18 protein-coding genes and 1 tRNA gene are annotated in these 16,948 nt (G+C 30.2%); 1 reads left to right on the top strand and 18 read right to left on the bottom strand.

What is annotated here, in order from left to right:
* Positions 1–14 precede the first annotated feature (14 nt).
* The 11 genes from GEMHA0001_RS06865 to GEMHA0001_RS06815 form a co-directional block, all read right to left on the bottom strand.
* Positions 15–245, bottom strand: a complete 231-nt coding sequence (locus GEMHA0001_RS06865; RefSeq protein ID WP_003144982.1) for an acyl carrier protein — start codon at positions 243–245, stop codon at positions 15–17.
* Positions 245–1,237: a phosphate acyltransferase PlsX gene (gene plsX / locus GEMHA0001_RS06860; RefSeq protein ID WP_003145190.1), complete on the bottom strand. Its 993-nt coding sequence runs from the start codon at positions 1,235–1,237 to the stop codon at positions 245–247. The genes GEMHA0001_RS06865 and plsX overlap by 1 nt, the downstream gene beginning before the upstream one ends.
* The gene (locus tag GEMHA0001_RS06855) at positions 1,230–1,865 is read right to left on the bottom strand and encodes a class A sortase (RefSeq protein ID WP_003145276.1); all 636 of its coding nucleotides are present in this window, start codon (positions 1,863–1,865) and stop codon (positions 1,230–1,232) included. Before GEMHA0001_RS06855 ends, plsX begins: the two co-directional genes overlap by 8 nt.
* A gap of 9 nt (positions 1,866–1,874) precedes the next feature.
* A complete protein-coding gene (gene recG / locus GEMHA0001_RS06850; RefSeq protein ID WP_003145407.1) occupies positions 1,875–3,884 on the bottom strand; it encodes an ATP-dependent DNA helicase RecG in 2,010 nt (669 codons plus the stop codon).
* Positions 3,877–4,749 carry an L-serine ammonia-lyase, iron-sulfur-dependent, subunit alpha gene (gene sdaAA / locus GEMHA0001_RS06845; protein WP_003145476.1) on the bottom strand — a complete coding sequence of 291 codons (873 nt, stop codon included), beginning with the start codon at positions 4,747–4,749 and terminating at the stop codon, positions 3,877–3,879. Before sdaAA ends, recG begins: the two co-directional genes overlap by 8 nt.
* Before the next feature lie 11 nt (positions 4,750–4,760).
* A complete protein-coding gene (gene sdaAB / locus GEMHA0001_RS06840) occupies positions 4,761–5,429 on the bottom strand; it encodes an L-serine ammonia-lyase, iron-sulfur-dependent subunit beta (protein ID WP_003145603.1) in 669 nt (222 codons plus the stop codon).
* Positions 5,430–5,431: 2 nt separating this feature from the next.
* On the bottom strand, positions 5,432–7,102 hold the full coding sequence (gene rnjA, locus GEMHA0001_RS06835; protein WP_003145720.1) for a ribonuclease J1: 1,671 nt from the start codon (positions 7,100–7,102) through the stop codon (positions 5,432–5,434).
* Positions 7,095–7,313 (bottom strand): DNA-dependent RNA polymerase subunit epsilon, encoded by a 219-nt coding sequence (locus tag GEMHA0001_RS06830; protein WP_003144942.1) that lies wholly within the window; start codon positions 7,311–7,313, stop codon positions 7,095–7,097. Before GEMHA0001_RS06830 ends, rnjA begins: the two co-directional genes overlap by 8 nt.
* Positions 7,313–8,887 carry an aminotransferase class V-fold PLP-dependent enzyme gene (locus GEMHA0001_RS06825; protein ID WP_003145015.1) on the bottom strand — a complete coding sequence of 525 codons (1,575 nt, stop codon included), beginning with the start codon at positions 8,885–8,887 and terminating at the stop codon, positions 7,313–7,315. The genes GEMHA0001_RS06830 and GEMHA0001_RS06825 overlap by 1 nt, the downstream gene beginning before the upstream one ends.
* Positions 8,888–9,094: 207 nt before the next feature.
* Positions 9,095–10,285: an NAD(P)/FAD-dependent oxidoreductase gene (locus GEMHA0001_RS06820; protein ID WP_003145158.1), complete on the bottom strand. Its 1,191-nt coding sequence runs from the start codon at positions 10,283–10,285 to the stop codon at positions 9,095–9,097.
* 37 nt (positions 10,286–10,322) lie between these two features.
* Positions 10,323–10,682: a HesB/IscA family protein gene (locus tag GEMHA0001_RS06815; RefSeq protein ID WP_003145654.1), complete on the bottom strand. Its 360-nt coding sequence runs from the start codon at positions 10,680–10,682 to the stop codon at positions 10,323–10,325.
* 463 nt (positions 10,683–11,145) lie between these two features.
* Here GEMHA0001_RS06815 and GEMHA0001_RS06810 point away from each other — a divergent pair, with 463 nt between their 5' ends.
* The gene (locus GEMHA0001_RS06810; protein WP_003145574.1) at positions 11,146–11,400 is read left to right on the top strand and encodes a NifU family protein; all 255 of its coding nucleotides are present in this window, start codon (positions 11,146–11,148) and stop codon (positions 11,398–11,400) included.
* Between the two features lie 58 nt (positions 11,401–11,458).
* Here the strand turns inward: GEMHA0001_RS06810 and GEMHA0001_RS06805 are convergent.
* The 7 genes from GEMHA0001_RS06805 to GEMHA0001_RS06775 form a co-directional block, all read right to left on the bottom strand.
* A tRNA-Arg gene (locus GEMHA0001_RS06805) sits at positions 11,459–11,532 on the bottom strand.
* A 231-nt stretch (positions 11,533–11,763) separates the two neighbouring features.
* A complete protein-coding gene (rpsO, locus tag GEMHA0001_RS06800; RefSeq protein ID WP_003144987.1) occupies positions 11,764–12,036 on the bottom strand; it encodes a 30S ribosomal protein S15 in 273 nt (90 codons plus the stop codon).
* A gap of 155 nt (positions 12,037–12,191) precedes the next feature.
* Positions 12,192–13,109, bottom strand: a complete 918-nt coding sequence (locus GEMHA0001_RS06795; protein WP_003144897.1) for a bifunctional riboflavin kinase/FAD synthetase — start codon at positions 13,107–13,109, stop codon at positions 12,192–12,194.
* 10 nt (positions 13,110–13,119) lie between these two features.
* A complete protein-coding gene (gene truB, locus GEMHA0001_RS06790; RefSeq protein WP_003145155.1) occupies positions 13,120–14,043 on the bottom strand; it encodes a tRNA pseudouridine(55) synthase TruB in 924 nt (307 codons plus the stop codon).
* Positions 14,043–14,492: a Fur family transcriptional regulator gene (locus tag GEMHA0001_RS06785; protein WP_003144956.1), complete on the bottom strand. Its 450-nt coding sequence runs from the start codon at positions 14,490–14,492 to the stop codon at positions 14,043–14,045. The genes truB and GEMHA0001_RS06785 overlap by 1 nt, the downstream gene beginning before the upstream one ends.
* Positions 14,493–14,511: 19 nt before the next feature.
* Positions 14,512–15,387 carry a deoxyribonuclease IV gene (locus GEMHA0001_RS06780; protein WP_003144978.1) on the bottom strand — a complete coding sequence of 292 codons (876 nt, stop codon included), beginning with the start codon at positions 15,385–15,387 and terminating at the stop codon, positions 14,512–14,514.
* Positions 15,387–16,718 (bottom strand): DEAD/DEAH box helicase, encoded by a 1,332-nt coding sequence (locus tag GEMHA0001_RS06775; RefSeq protein WP_003145284.1) that lies wholly within the window; start codon positions 16,716–16,718, stop codon positions 15,387–15,389. Before GEMHA0001_RS06775 ends, GEMHA0001_RS06780 begins: the two co-directional genes overlap by 1 nt.
* Between the last annotated feature and the right edge of the window lie 230 nt (positions 16,719–16,948).

The raw sequence follows: 16,948 nt of genomic DNA, 5'->3' as shown, positions 1-16,948 counted from the left end.
TCTAGTTTTCAGTACTATTTTCTTTCTTCAATAACTCTTACTAAGTCTTTGATTTCTACAATGTTTTCTGCATCTTCATCTGAAAATTCAAAACCATATTTTTCTTCAATATCCATTACTACATCTGCAACATCAATTGAATCAGCATCTAGATCTTCATTTAATCTTGATTCTAATGTAATTTTATCTGCATCAACTTTAATATATTTAGTAATAATTTCTTTTACTTCTTCGAAAATTGCCATTAATTTGTTTCTCCTTTTTCCATCGTTTCTATCATTATACCATAAAGTTTTGTTTTGTGTATTTGTTTTGCTTGTTGCACGGCATAATATAGTGCATTTTCATCAGATGAACCGTGAATTTTTATACTTGGTTTTTTAATTCCTAATAAGAATGCTCCTCCATATTCACTATAGTCAAATTTTTTCTTAAATGCTGTGATTCCTTTTTTCACCAACAAAGCTGAAATTTTTGTTATAAGGTTTTCTAAGAAGATACCTTTAATCATTTTTCCTAAAGAACTTGCTACACCTTCTATAGATTTTAATAAAATATTTCCAGCAAATCCATCAGCAATAACTATATCATATTTATGCTCAAGAATTTCTCTTGCTTCAATATTCCCTTTAAAGTTAGTAATATCTTCTTTGAGTAACTTATGAGCCTCTTTATATACTTTATTACCTTTTGATTCTTCAACACCAACATTAAGTAATGCTACCGAAGGTGTTTCTATATTATAGATATATTTCATATATAATTGACCAAGTTTAGCATAGTTTACTAAATCATCTGGTTTTGCTTCTACATTTGCTCCTAGATCTGTAAATAAGAACTTATGTTCTGATCTTGTCGGTAATAACGAAGCCAACCCTGGTTTAGAGATACCTTCAATGCGTCCTAACATAAATAACGAACTAGCCATAAAAGCACCTGTACTTCCACCAGAAATTGCTACATCGATGACATCATTATTTAAATCAGCTAACATTCTTATCATTGAAGCATCTTTTTTCTTTCTATGAACACGTGCTGCATCATCAGACATTAGCACCTCTTCAGTACAAACATTCTTAATAATATTTTCTGTTTTAGTTATTTGATTTAAGTTTTCTTCAAGTCCATAGACATAAAGTTCTACTTCATCATCTTTATAACTATTTACAAAGTTAATAATTCTACTAGGTTCATCTATGCCTAGTATATCAATACCTATTTTCATAATATTATGCACTTTCTTCTCCTATTAATTTTGCTTCTACTACAAATCGGCTTTCCCATTCACCTGTTTGTGGATTAAAATTATCACATGTAAATAATTTTAATATTTTCGGTTCATTCTCATGTTGTTCTAAAATTTCAACTTGTGTTGGTACTACATCATAAAGTTTGTTTACTTCATATGTACGTAATTTATCTTTTGAAATAATTTGAATTTTAGCACCATTTTTTATTTTGTTTAAGTTATTAAATCTTATTCCAACACCTTGAACACTGTGTCCTGCGATAACAACGTTTTGAGCATCTAAAGTTGATGGTTCTTGTGATGTTGCTACTCCATTGATTAAATTGATTTCAGTAACATCTTGGAAGATTGGTTCTTCTATATCTACACTATCAATTTTTAAAATTCCTAACATTGAGTCTGTTAATTTAATTTTTGACTCATTATCTGTAAACATTTTTTGCCACCAAGGTATGTCTACTTCACCTTTATTGTTTTTATAAGCTGTAATAATCTTATCATTGGCGTTACCTGTTAAATATTCTCTAATTTGATTTTTGAATATCAATACTACTGATGTACACAACAGTACCACGATAAGAACATTCAAAAAAGCATTTTTAAACTTCTTATTCATTGCATCCTCCTATATTATCGTTTCTTTTAATCCAACGTACTGTAATAATCTTTCTTTATTATCAGTTACTTCTATAATTTTTACCGCTAATTTTTTCGCTAGGTACATTAAATCGACATCATTAATTAAATCAGCAACTTTAAAACTCGGTACACCACTTTGTTTTGTTCCAAAAAAATCACCAGGCCCACGTTGTTTTAAGTCAAATTCTGCAATTTTAAAACCATCATTTTCTAAGCACATTATATCTATACGTTCACTTTTTGAATCTGTTACTAATATACAATAAGATTGAAACTTACTTCTTCCTACTCGTCCTCTTAGCTGATGTAATGTGGCAAGACCAAAACGATGTGCATCTACGATAATCATAAATGTAGCATTTGGAACATTTACTCCAACCTCAATTACAGTAGTGGAAATAAGTATATGTATTTCTTTATTTAGAAACTTCTCTACAATTGCATCTTTTTCTTTATTATTCATTTTACCATGTAGAATTGCAATTTTATAATCATCTGGTAGATAATTTTTAATATTTTCATATGTTTCCTCTACATTTTGAAGATCCATTTTCTCAGATTCTTCAATTAATGGACAAACTACATAACCTTGTCTTCCATTATCAAGTTCCATACGAATATTATCTAGAACTTTATAAAAACTCTTATTAGTAGCTTTATAAGTCTGAACTTTTTTTCTACCAGCCGGTAGCTCATCAATTGTAGATACTTTAATGTCTGTAATCAAAGTAATTGCTAAACTCCGTGGTATTGGGGTTGCTGTCATCATTAATGAATTAACAGCTTCTCCTTTGTTGCTTAATAATTGACGTTGTTTCACACCGAAACGATGTTGTTCATCGGTAATTACATATTTTAAATTATTGAATTTCACATCTTCTTGAATTAAAGAGTGAGTTCCAATTAATAATTCTATCTCACCAACCTCAAGTAGACTTAAAATAGTATTTCTATCTTTCTTAGGAGTGCTACTAGTCAAAAGAGCTACAGAGATATTCAAATCTTTAAAGAATTCAAAAAATGTTTCAAAATGCTGATTTGCTAATATCTCAGTTGGTGCCATAATTGCTGTTTGATAACCTGCTTTTATTGTTGCATATAAAGTCGCTGCTGCTACTGCAGTTTTACCACTACCAACATCACCTTGTAACAATCTGTCCATCTTATAAGGATTATTTAAATCATCTACTATTTCATCAATAACACGACTTTGAGCTCCTGTTAGCATAAAAGGTAAACTATTTTTAAATTCATTGATATCTTTATTGTTTATTCCAACACAATATCTATTATTCTCTATCCTACTATTTATATTCTGAAGCTGTAATTTTAACTGGTAGTTAAACAACTCATGAAATGCAAACATCTTTTTCGCTTTATCAAATTCCTCTGAATTTTTTGGATAATGTAGCGTATATAAAATCTTATCTAATTTCCAAATCCCTTTAAAATTTTCAGGAACTAAATCTAAGATAACATTTTCACCATCTATCATATTAAACGATTCTTCAACAAGCTTTGTAAATTTTTTCTGCGTTATACCTTGTTTAAGATGGTAAAAGACTTCAATTGTATCACCTTTTGGCTTTTCATCAACAACATTGAAACTTACGCTCGAAGCTGTTATTGTATTATTCGCAGCATTATACGTACCTTTTACTACTACATCTTTACCTTCAATTAGGTTTTTTTTCAAGTAATGTTGATTAAAAAATACTATTTTTATACTACCAGAAGAAGTTGATAATGTGAAAAAAGACCTACTTCTTCTATTTCCATAAAACTGGGTACTTACCCTAGTTTCTACTTTTCCAGTCGTTATGACTTTTTCATTATCTTTTACAGAAGAAGAAAAATCAGTAGAACTAGATACTCTATAAGGAATATTATACAAAATATCACGAATAGTATAAATTTCTAGTTCGTTCAAAGTTTGTAAATATTTCTTTCCAACACCTTTTATAGTTCCTACTGATTTTTCTAAAATATTAATCATTACCGAATAATAAACTCCTATATTTTTCTCCAGTTTTTGTGATTGCAAGACCACCTCTGGCAGTCTCTTTTAATGTCGTGGACATTTCTAATCCTATTTTATACATTGCTTCTAATACTTCATCAGCAGGGATTCTACTCTTTATACCTGCTAATGCTAAGTCAGCAGCCATAAGTGCTGTTGAAGCTCCAGCTGCATTTCTTTTTACACAGGGTACTTCTACTAACCCCGCTACAGGATCACACACAAGACCAAGCATATTTTTTAATGCTATGGCAAATGCATGGGCACTCATCTCAGCATCTCCGCCCATTGCTTCAACAATAGCTGCCGCAGCCATTGCACTTGCAGAACCTATTTCCGCCTGACAACCACCTTCTGCACCAGAACAGGAAGCATTATTCGCTACTACAAAACCGAAAGCTCCGGCTGTAAATAACATTTTCAATTGTGTTTCTTCGTCAATATCGAATTTTTGTTTAAGTGCGTGAATACAACCTGGAAGAACTCCAGCCGAACCAGCAGTTGGAGTTGCACAAATTAAACCTAACGAGGCATTCACCTCATTAGTTGCAATTGCTGCTGCAACTCCGTTTAAGAAATCACTACCTGTAATTGACTTACCACTATCTATATATTCTTGAAGCTTTTTGGCATCTCCTCCAGTAAGTCCTGTTTTGGAACTCACTCCTGCCAAACCTTCTTCAACAGCTTGCATCATTACATTTAGATTTCTCTTCATTAATTTTTCAACTGCAGAACGTGTAACTCCATTCACTTCAATTTCTTGTTCTATCATTAATTCAGAAACTGGTTTATTTTCTAATTTTGATTTTTCTACTATTTCTGCTAAACTAGTAAACATTCTTGTTTCCTCTACAATCTATCTGCAAATTTTACTTCATTAATATAATCTAGTTCAGTTAATTTCTTAATCTTATCTTCAGTTAATTCTTTTTGTGATTCTATCACTAGTAAGTTTATTCCCTCTAGAATAGAGCTAGAATACATCTCATTTACTTTTAAATCGCCGAATATTTCTTCAATTTGCACCGAAAGATTTTTTTTAGTATCATCTTTAAATTTATAAAATATGAAATAACTAGGAAAATCTCCTGATAAATTGACATCGAAACCTAGAAGTTCAAAGATTACCATTTTTCCGCCACCTATTGACTTTCCAATAAGATCTAAACTATGTCTACCTGCTTCAACTTCTATTTTCGCAGTATTAGGATGAATGTGTTCAATTCCACTTTCTATAAATTCAAACTCCATTCCCGCTAATTTTGCATCTTCCATACTCGTTCTTATACGTTTATCAGATGTATTATAACCTAATAATCCACCTATTAATGCTATGTCAGTTCCATGACCTTTATACGTTTCTTTAAATGATCCATATAATGTTATTTTTACATTTTCTGGTTGTTCCCCAAAAATATATCTTATAAATAAACCAATACGTACTGCGCCAGCTGTATGCGAACTTGATGGCCCTACCATTACAGGTCCTATAATATCAAATACACTTCTGTATTTCATATTTACACCTCCAATATTGTAGGTAATATAACAGGTTTTCTTCCTATTTCACTTTCTAAAAATTCTCCTAAAGCTTCTAAAATTTGTAGTCTTATTTGGTAAACGCCACACTCTTCATTTTCTAATGCTGCTATTACAGCATCTTTAATTATTACTTTAGATTGTGCAAATAGTTCAGTAGATTCATTTACATTTACAAATCCACGGCTAATTACATCTGGATTATTCATTAGTCTTTTATTTTTAAAATCAATCGCAATTGAAACTACGATAACACCTTCTTCAGAAAGTTCTTTTCTATCTTTAATTACAACACTACCAATATCACCAATTCCTAATCCATCAACATATACATCAGATGCATCAAACTTACCAGCAATTCTAGCACTATCACTAGTTAAGGCAAGCACTTCACCATTTTCCATAATAAATGAATTTTCTAATGGAATATCACATTCAGCCGCTGTTTGAGCATGAATAACTTGCATTCTGTACTCACCGTGAATTGGCATGAAATACTTAGGCTTAATAAGTCTAAACATTAATTTTTGTTCTTCTTTTGAACCGTGTCCCGATGTATGAACATTATTTACACTTGATGTAATAACATTGGCACCAAGTTTTGATAATAAATCAATATTCTTATTAATAGACAATGTATTTCCCGGAATAGCTGAACTTGCAAAAATTACAGTATCAGTCGGCATTATTGTAATCTTCTTATGCGTACCATTAGCGATTCTACTTAATGCTGCAAGTTCTTCACCTTGAGTACCTGTACATAAAATAAGTAATTTATTAGGATCTACTTGGTCTAGATATTTACTATTAACAAACGTTTCTTTAGGTGCTTTAATATAACCTAACTCCGTTCCAATTTTAATAGCTTTCTCCATAGAACGACCAAATACCACAATCTTTCTTCCATGTTCAATACACGCTTCTACTACTTGTTTTACACGATATACGTTCGAAGCAAATGTAGCGAATATAACTCTATGTTTTTCTTTACGAAGTATATTAGAGATAGTTTTCCCTACTTCTTTTTCACTTTGGGTAAACTCTGTTCTTTCTGAGTTTGTTGAGTCAGATAGTAAACATAATACACCTTGTTCACCAATCGCTGCCATCTTATGTAAGTTAGATCCTTGACCAACAGGAGTAAAATCAAATTTAAAGTCCCCTGTATGAACAATATTTCCTTGTGGAGTATTAACAATTACTCCAAATGAATCAGGAATTGAGTGCGTAGTGTTATGGAATGAAACTTTAAGATATTTAAAGTTCAATACTGTATCTTCATCTATCACGTTTAACTCAGCTTTAGCCAATAAATTGTGTTCCTCTAGTTTTGATCTTATAAGACCAATAGCTAAAGGTCCACCATAGATTGGTAAGTTTACTTTTCTTAGTAAAAATGGTAATCCACCAATGTGATCTTCGTGACCGTGAGTAATTATTAATGCTTTAATTTTGTCCACATTTTTCTCAATATATGAGTAATCTGGGATTACATAGTCTATTCCTAGAATATTATCTCCAGGAAACTTAACTCCAGCATCGATAATAACTATTTCATCTCGATATTGGATTGCATAGGTGTTTTTCCCAATTTCCCCTAGACCACCAATGGCAGCTACACCTACTTCATTTTTTTTAATGATCTTATCCATTAACTTTCTCCACTTTAAAGTCTTCAGATTGTTTTTCAAACTCCAAGTATGCTTCGCTTAATTCTTGAACAAGTTCAACATTGTAGTTTCTGTCATCTAAATACTTTCTTACTGCTGGTACTCCATCAGCTTCAACATATAATACTTGAGTGTTCTCCCTTACTGGAATCTCTTTTGAATTTTCTTGGTAAAATACTTTAAATACTGCCATTAATAATCTCCTATCATTTGTTTTAATATATTTAATGTGTAATCTATTTCATTTTTTGTTGTGTTAATATTTATAAATGAAAACTGTATAATGTTTCTTTCTTGTAAGTATGAACTCTTGTAATGAATAAAAATATTATTTATCGCAAGTGAAGAACCTACATTAAGTGAACTTATACTTTCAGGAAGTTCTACAGTAATTATTACTGGAGATACTTCTTTTTCTTTAAATTTCATAATTGGAAGATTTAATTGCTTTAATCCTTCCTTCATATATGTATATTTTTCTTGTACCTTTTCATATCTTTCATCAGTTTTAAAAGCATCTAATGCTGTGTTTAAAGCTTCCATTAAAATCGATGGTTGAGTGAAAGGTATAGATGTAAGTTTGTTTGCATAGTGTAAATCTAGATATAATGGTGTGTTTTCTAAAGGAACTAACTCACAGTTAGAACCAACTATTGCTAAACCTGCTACAGAACAAAATGCCTTTCCAGATGAACAAGCTACATAATCAACATCTTTATAACTATATTTTATAGCTCCTACTGCTGAAACTGCATCCACAGCTAAGACTAAGTTATTATCTTTAACTATTCTAGTAATCTCATCTAAATCATTTAATATTCCAACACTAGTCTCGTTGTGAACTACATAAACAAAATCATAGTTTCCAGATTTAAGTTTATCCGATAGTACATCAAGATCAAAGCTCTCTCCAAATCCTACAGAATAAGTCTCTATATTAAGCCCATGTCTCTTTGTTTCACGAACTAGCCTATTACCAAATTCGCCATTAGCTAAAACTAGCCCATTTATAAGATTTCTTCCTTTTAATTGAGCCATAATAGCTTCGTTCGCTAGTGTAGCTGATCCATGTAATATCGTTGCTTGTTTGACATCCAAAATACCTTCAATCTTCGCTAATGTATCCTTAGTTAGCGCAACAAATTCACTACTTCTGTGTGAGTATAATTGCTTAGATAATTTTGCTATTACATCTTCGGATAAATCAACTGGACCTGGTAAGAAGTTTATTCTTTGTGCTCTCGCCAATCTTTCAATAACTTTATTACCATTATCCAGTCTAAGATACATAGGCATATACTCTGCTTCTTTTGTCCCTACATTTTCATGGAATTTCACAAATCCTATATGATTATATAATTTTTCCTGGCGTGTTGTACCTGAAATAAAAACAATGTCGTATGCATTTTGAATTATATAATTAAACGTTCTTTGTAATAATTCCGTGAAAACTTTAGTTTTTCTATATTGTTCCTTGATTGAAAGCAATCTAATTTCTACAGGCTTTTTGTAACTACCTTTATAGAATTTATCAATATCATTTAATTTTAGATCTAACGAAAACGGTCTTTGATCAGATAATGAAATCATCCCAATTACATCATTTTTCTTTTTCGCTATAATATATATATTTTTATCATGAAATTTATCTTTTAATTTTTTTGTTTCATTTTTTTCATGTTGAGGAATTTCTTCAACAAATGTTTCATAATTTAATTTGAAAATTTGTTCATATTCTTCCGCTGTATTTGCTATTTTATAAATCATAATTTTTCCCCATAACTTTATTTGGTTAAATTTTCTCTACACTATATCTTACCATAATTATAACTTTTTTTCAAACTAACATGGTTGAAAACTCAATAAATAACAAATTTATTGCATCATGTTTAACATCTATTCAAAATACATTTCAAAAAATAAAGAAGACTCATATTCATAGAGTCTTCTTTATAAATTTGATTAATACTATTCTTAAAGAATACGTTGATTTTTAAGTGCAGTTACGAAGTCAGTTAATTCATAAATTGCTTTAGCTTCAATGATTTTTTTAAGTTTCGCAGCTGCAAAACCTTTAGCTTTTTTACCACCCATAACGTCTGCGATACCATCTTTGTGTCCTAATGAACATACTACACCACGGTTAATGTATTTGAAGTCACCAACTTGTTTTCCACTGATTCTAGCTCCAACGTATGCTCCCATTTGGTTAGCAATCTGAGCTGTTGTTGGGTATGGTCTTTCTTGACCAGTTTCGATGAATGCTGCACAGTCACCAACGATATACACATCATCAAGTCCTGGTACTGTTAATTGTTGTGTAGTAACAAGACGTCCACGTTTAGAAAGTTCTGGGAATGCTTCGTCCATAAGTTTGTTTCCACGAACACCTGCAGTCCATACTAATGTAGATGCAAATAGTTCTTTTCTTTCTCCGTCAACTTCAATAGTGAAGCTATCTTTAGTAGCACCTTTAATTCCAGCTCCTAAGATAATTTCAATACCATTATCTTCTAAGAATTTTCTTGCATAATCACTATACTCTTTAGTGAACATTGGTAATAATGTTGGGGCTGCATCTAATCCGTAAATTTTAACTAATTTTTCATCAATTCCATATTTAGAACATAATTCTTTTTTACGGTGAACTAATTCTCCTAAGAATTCCATACCAGCAAGACCTGTACCACCAACGATTACAGAGATGTCTTTAACATCTTTTTCTTCGCTTGTAGCATATTTTCTGAAGTTATCTTCTAATGTAGCAGAGATTTTTTCTGCAGCGTTAATATCAGCGATTGGCATAGCATTTTCAGCCATACCTTCGATTCCAAATGTTTCAGGTTGGAAACCTAATCCAACTACTAATACATCATAATCAAGTTCGTGTTTTTTAGTTAATACTAATTTTTTCTCTGTATCAATTTTAATTACTTCATCTTGAATAAATTCAACACCTGGAGATACTAAATCTTTAATATCGATACAAATATCTCTTGATGCAATGTTCCCTGCTGATACTTCGTGTAAGTTTACTGTATCATAGTGATAAGAGTTTTTATTTACTAAAGTAACTTTTACCTCTCCAGCTTTAGCAGCTTTTTTTAATCCTTTTAAAGTCGTTAGTCCTGCATATCCAGCACCTAAAATTACTACATTTTTCATAGTATTGATTTCTCCTTTTTACTGTTATTTTGTATTTTTATCCGCAGCAGCAGCCGTTTCCACAGCAACCACCGTCTTCATCATATATTTCAATCATATTTGGATTGTGTAATGTAAATTCACTTCCAAATTCATCTTGAACATAATCAATTTCAAGACCTTTTAACAGAAGCTCATCTTCTTCATTAACAATAACTTTTAAATCACCGAAGTTAAGTACTTTATCTCCTGCTTCTAATTCATCCTTGATATCAATTGCATATTGCATTTGAGTACCTTGTAACTCTATAGAAATTTTTAAATAACTATCTCTTTTATCAGCATCAAATAACATCTCTTGGAATTTTCCAACTGCTACATCTGTTATCAAGATTAATTGATTCTCTGTATTAGCCATAAAATGTTTCCCTCTTTATTTTTATTTTCTATTTATTATTATAACCGTTTTTTTAATAAAATAATAGTATCTTGCTTACTTTTTATAAAATTATTTGTGAAATTTTTATGAATTTTTTAAAATCATCAAATTTCATGAAACAGTATTCTATCACTATACTTTCATATGTCTAATAAAATCCTAAATTTCAACTTGGAATCATCAATCTAATAATATTTTAATAGTTACAAATGTAGTCAACGAATGTTAATGAATTTTATATAATCTTTTTCATGTTTAAGATAAATAAAATCCCAAATTCAATACTATATTAATACTTTACATTTATAACTTCTCACTTAAATAGTTTAATTCTTAATACAGATTTTTCCCTTTGTTTTCATTATATCTTATAACGCTTACTCAGTTTATTGACTTTTTTTATAGCCACAAGTATAATATCATATAGAAAGGTGGTTGTATTTTGAATAAAGAATATTATGAAACTGTTGAAAAAATTAAATTTGAATTAGAAAAAATACGCCCCAAACTTATTATGGATGGCGGGAACATTGAATTTATTAATTATAAAGATGGTATATTAAAAGTTAGATTCCTTGGTGAATGTGCTCACTGTGAACTATCCCACATTACTTTAAAATATGCAATAGAAAAAACATTAATAGAAAAAATACCTGAAATAAAAAAAGTCCTACAGGTGAAAATGAGCGTTGTTTAGACGCTTTTTTTTATAAGTATAATAAAAAAAAGAGTAGACAAAAGTCTACTCTGGATGACGTCCCAGAAGGGATTCGAACCCCTGACCGACGGCTTAGAAGGCCGTTGCTCTATCCTGCTGAGCTACTGAGACATATTTAATAAGAACCTCTCTCTGAAGTACTTTAATAGTATATCAATTATTTTATATTATGTCAATACTTTTTTTAGAGAATTATAAATATTTTTTAGTAAAGAAATTATTACAGCAACTAACTAATCACAAATAGTTTTCCAATATTACCGTATCATCATAATTCGTTACAAATATAAAAAAAGGAAAGCACTGATTTCTCAAATTGCTTTCCTTTATTGTTAATAAAAATTATCTTCTTAATCCTAGAGCTTTAATTAATTCACGGTATCTTTGGATATCTTTTTTAATTAAGTAGTCTAGTAAGTGACGACGACGGAAAACTTTTTTAAGTAATCCACGACGACCTGCGTGATCTTTTTTGTGAGTGTTTAAGTGCTCAGTTAAAGCATCGATTTCTGCAGTTAATACTGCGATTTGTACTTCTGGAGAACCAGTATCTGATTCGTGAGTACGGTATTGAGCGATAATTTCTTGTTTTCTTTCTTGACTAATTGCTGCCATTGCAATTTCCTCCATATAATTTTATTTTGCGACCTTAATCCTAGTGTAGAACCTGGAGGGTTTCTATACCACGAATAAGGAACATTAGTTATTGTACAACATTTTTTAATATAATTCAAGAGATAACATTTAAAATCAGTACAATAATCAACATTTTAGTAATCTTTTTCTTCGCAATTTTTTTTATCTAGCTTAAGTTGCTCTTTTAAATGATCAAAACTTTCAAATTTTTGTTCTTTTCGTAAAAATTCATAGAAGTAAATTTCGATTTTTTCTCCATATATATCTTCATCAAAATCTAAAATATGTGTTTCTATAAATTTTTTATTTTTTTCATCTGATACCGTTGGATTATAACCAATATTGGTAACTGATTTATAAATATTATTATTAACTTTAATCTTAGTTATATATACACCATTTGTATCAGGTAATAGATATTTATCGTCTAATTCAAGATTAGCAGTCGGAAAATTAATTGTTCTACCTAGTTGTCTACCTTTCACTACTAAACCAGAAATAGAATAAAATCTTCCTGTGTATGCTTTATATTTTGAAAATTCACCTTTTCTGACGAATTCAATTAATACAGTCGTAGATATTTTCTCCTCATCTATTTTTTGTTTTTCTTGAACTATTACTTCTATACCACTATCTTTTATTAAATCTGGAGTTCCTAATCCTTTGTAACCAAATCTATAATCAAATCCACAAAAAACCTTCTCTACATTTAATTTTTTCAGGATATTATTTATAAATTCTTTAGCTGATAAATTTTGTAATTTTTCATTGAATTCTAAATAATATACCTCATCTACACCAAGACTTGTTAGAAGTTCATTTTTTTTATTAGTTGGTGTAAGAGATTCCTCACTAGTTTTTCCAAAATATTCCTTTGGACTCTTATCTAATGTAATTACTGCAGATTTAAATCCCTTTCCTGCAGCCTCTACAGCACTCCCTATTATTTTTTGATGTGCTTTGTGAATACCATCAAAAAAACCTAATGCTGCAACTCTCTTTTTATTTTCTTCCTTAATCTCACTTATATCTGAAATATTAAATATTTCCATCTTCATCTACCTACTCTATTATTTTTGGAAATGTCGTTTTTACTGATAATAATTCATCTTCTTTATCTTTTAGATGATAAATTGCAATTGCCTCATTCTCATATGTAAAAACTATTCCATCTGTAAAATCGTAATCTGGAAATTGATTTTTTCTAAACCTCAAACCATTCATTACTTGTTTCGCTCTAAATTTCGGTATTTCAACAAATTGAAACTCCTCAAGAGCATATTCTTTTCTTAAAAGACTTTGTTCCAAACTTCCATCTTGAACTTTTTGCTCAACTTCTGATAACTTCAAACAGTTTTCCAAAGTTATTTCACCGCTTCTAGTTCTTGTTAACTTACTCATCGTACTTGGTAAATTTAATTTTTCACCAATACTTGTAGCTATAGTTCGAACATATGTTCCTTTCCCACAACTTATATCAATTGAAAAGTAAAATCTATCATCTTTATAATATTCACTATTTTCTATAAAAGTAATATCGTATATATTAACTTTTCTCGTTGGAATTTCTACATCAAATTGACCTCTTCTAGCGTATTCATAAAGTTTTCTACCATTAACTTTAATTGCGGAATATATCGGAGGAGTCTGTTCTATTTCTCCAATCATAGATGATAAAATTTCTTTTAGCTCGTCAATGTTAATATTACTAACTTTACAATCATCTACTATTTCACCTGTAAGATCTTCAGTTGTAGTCTTAAGACCTAGGCAAACTTCTGCTCTATAGCTTTTCCCTAAATCCATAGCATAATCACTTACTTTTGTAGCTCCACCAAGCAACAGTAATAATACTCCATCGACTTCAGGATCTAGTGTACCCGAGTGCCCAATTTTTTTCATTTGAAGAATTTTTCTTACTTTAAAAACAACATCGTGACTTGTAACTCCACGTTCCTTGTAGATTGGTAAAATACCTTCAAACATTATTTCTTATCCTCTTTTTTCAAACAATCCGGACATAAACCATAAACTTCGAACTTATGCCCATCAATTTGATAACCTTTCAACTCATCAATTTCTAAATTATCACATACATGTACATGAATAATCTTAGCTTTTCCACATCCTAAGCATATATGGTGGTGATGATGGTGATCGGTTTCTAAACATCCGATTTTAAAATATTTTTCACCTTTTATTTCAGTTGTTTCTAAAATCCCTATTTCTTCATAAGTACTTAGATTTCTATAGATTGTATCAAAACTTAGTCCAGGATACATCTTACCAAGAGTCTCAGAAACATATTTTGCATTTATATATCTATCCTCATTTACTAATAGCTCAACCATAGCTTTTCTCTTCTCAGTATATTTATATCCTTTTTCTTTTAAAAGTTTCATTATCTTATCAACTTTTTCTTCTGATATTTTCATAGGTAACCTCCTGTACTTACTATTTTTTAAAGTCTACAAACGTCTTACTTCTTAGCATCTCGATCTCATCTTTATATGGTGCAACATCTTTCTTTTCACCATACCAAGGTGTTTCTAAAATTTTAGGAATATTGGCAAACTCATCTAAGTGTACAATCCTATTAATTGCATCAAATCCAATACCACCATATCCGATATTTTCATGACGATCTTTATGTGCACCTAATGTATTTTTACTGTCATTAATATGTAGAACTTGAATTCTATCTAATCCTACTATCTTATCAAACTCAGTAAGCACTCCATCTAAATCATTAACGATATCATATCCACCTTCAAAAACGTGACAAGTATCAAAGGTAACAGTTAACTTCTCATTTAATGTAACTCCATCAATAATCTGGGCAATTTCATCAAATGTTCTTCCACATTCACTACCTTTTCCAGCCATTACTTCTAGAGCGATATTAGGTTTCATATCTTTTGTTAGGACTTCATTTAATCCTTTAACAATACTTGCTATACCTACATCAGCTCCCGCCTTAACATGTGATCCTGGATGTAAAACGATATTTTTAGCACCAATTTTTTCAGTTCTTTCAATTTCTAGCCTTAGAAAATCAACTGCAAGTTGATAAATATCAGGTTTAATAGTGTTTGCTAAATTAATAATATAAGGGGCATGTACTACAATATCACTTATATTTTTTTCTTCCATTAGCTTATGAGCTTCTTCAATATGTAATTCTTCTATTGGTTTTCTTCTAGTATTTTGAGGAGCTCCAGTATAAATCATGAATGTATCACTATTGTAACTAGCCGCTTCTTTTACAGAACCAAGCATCATTTCTTTTCCAGACATTGATACATGTGATCCAATTTTCAAGTTCTTCATTATTTACCTCTATTCGCCTTATTGCTACGTTTAGCGAATTTTCTTCTTTCTTTTTGTTTAAGTTTATCCATTTTATATTTATATTTTTTCTTATAACCTGGTTTAACTTTTTTAGAAACTTTTACTTTTGATTTTAATTTCTCAGTTAAGTTATGATCAGCTACGACTTTCTTTCTACTTTGACGTTTATTTCTATCTTTAGCTTCAACGAATTCACCATTTCTAATATCTTGGTGATTAAATTCAATTCCACGTTTTTCTAAATCTTGTAATTTTTCTTCATCTTTATTGTTGTAAATTGTAATACAGTCTCCGCTTAATCCTGCACGTCCAGTACGTCCTGCTCTATGAATAAAAAAGTCTAAATCATTAGGAATATTGAAGTTAATTACATGACTCACTCCTTCAATGTCAATTCCACGACTCATTAAATCACTTGCTACAACATAAGTGAAATCTAAGTTGTTAATTCTTCTTTGCATTTGTTTACGTTCACGTGGCGTTAAATCTCCGTGTAGAACACCTACATTTAATCCTTTAGAAATAAGATAGCTACTTACTTCTTCAACTTCAGTTTTCTTATTGGCAAAGATAAGTGCTAAATATGGATTAATAACTGTAGTAATTTCGTGTAATTTTTCTAAACGAGATGAACTTTTCTCTGGGATTAAAATATATTCAATTTTTCCAAATTTTGCATTATCAACTTCGATATGCTGTGCATTTTTTAGATATTTTTTTAAGAAGTGATTCATTTGTGTTGGTATAGTCGCTGAGAATACTAAAAATTGACAATTTTCTGCTGCTCTTTTAGAAATTTTATCAACATCTTCCATGAATCCTAAGTCGATCATCATATCACATTCATCAATAACAAGACTCTCAACTTCTTTAATAGCTAAGGCACTTGATTTATCTAATTCTAATACACGAGTTGGTGTACCTATAATAATATGTGGAGCATTAGATACTCTTTCAATATCTCTATTTAAATCTTGCCCACCGATACATAGTGTAATTTTTATATCTTCTTCGCTAAAACTAGCTATATGTAACGCCATATCATATAATTGTCTAGATAATTCTCTTGTTGGTGCTAAAATTATACTTTGTGTTTTTTTCTTAGTTACATCTAATTTACTAAAAATTGGTAGCAAGAAAGAATGACTTTTCCCACTTCCCGTTTGTGATTTTGCAACTATATTTTTTCCCTTTAATACTGGTGAGAATACTCTCTCTTGAATTTTTGTAGGATTATCGAATCCTAAATCTACTACTGCCTTATTTACAAATTCATTAAATTTATACTGTTCAAATGACTTTGGTAACATTTAAAATCTCCTTTACGATTTCTCTAATCTTATTACGTGGTCTTTTTTATCAGTCCACAATCTCCTGCGTGAATTAATTTATAATAACGATTCTTGTTTCACGCCATAATAAACCATCTTTTATTATACTATAAATGCATAGAATAAGCTATAAAAAACAATGTTTTCTTATCTATTATACGTTTTTTATGACTATTATTTTAAACTTAAATGAAAAAAAGTAATTCAGA

Origin of the sequence: Gemella haemolysans ATCC 10379, assembly GCF_000173915.1 — a bacterium.
GTDB lineage: Bacteria > Bacillota > Bacilli > Staphylococcales > Gemellaceae > Gemella > Gemella haemolysans.
The sequence above is the reverse complement of the archived record's forward strand: the minus strand, read 5'-3'. Positions and strand labels throughout refer to the sequence as shown.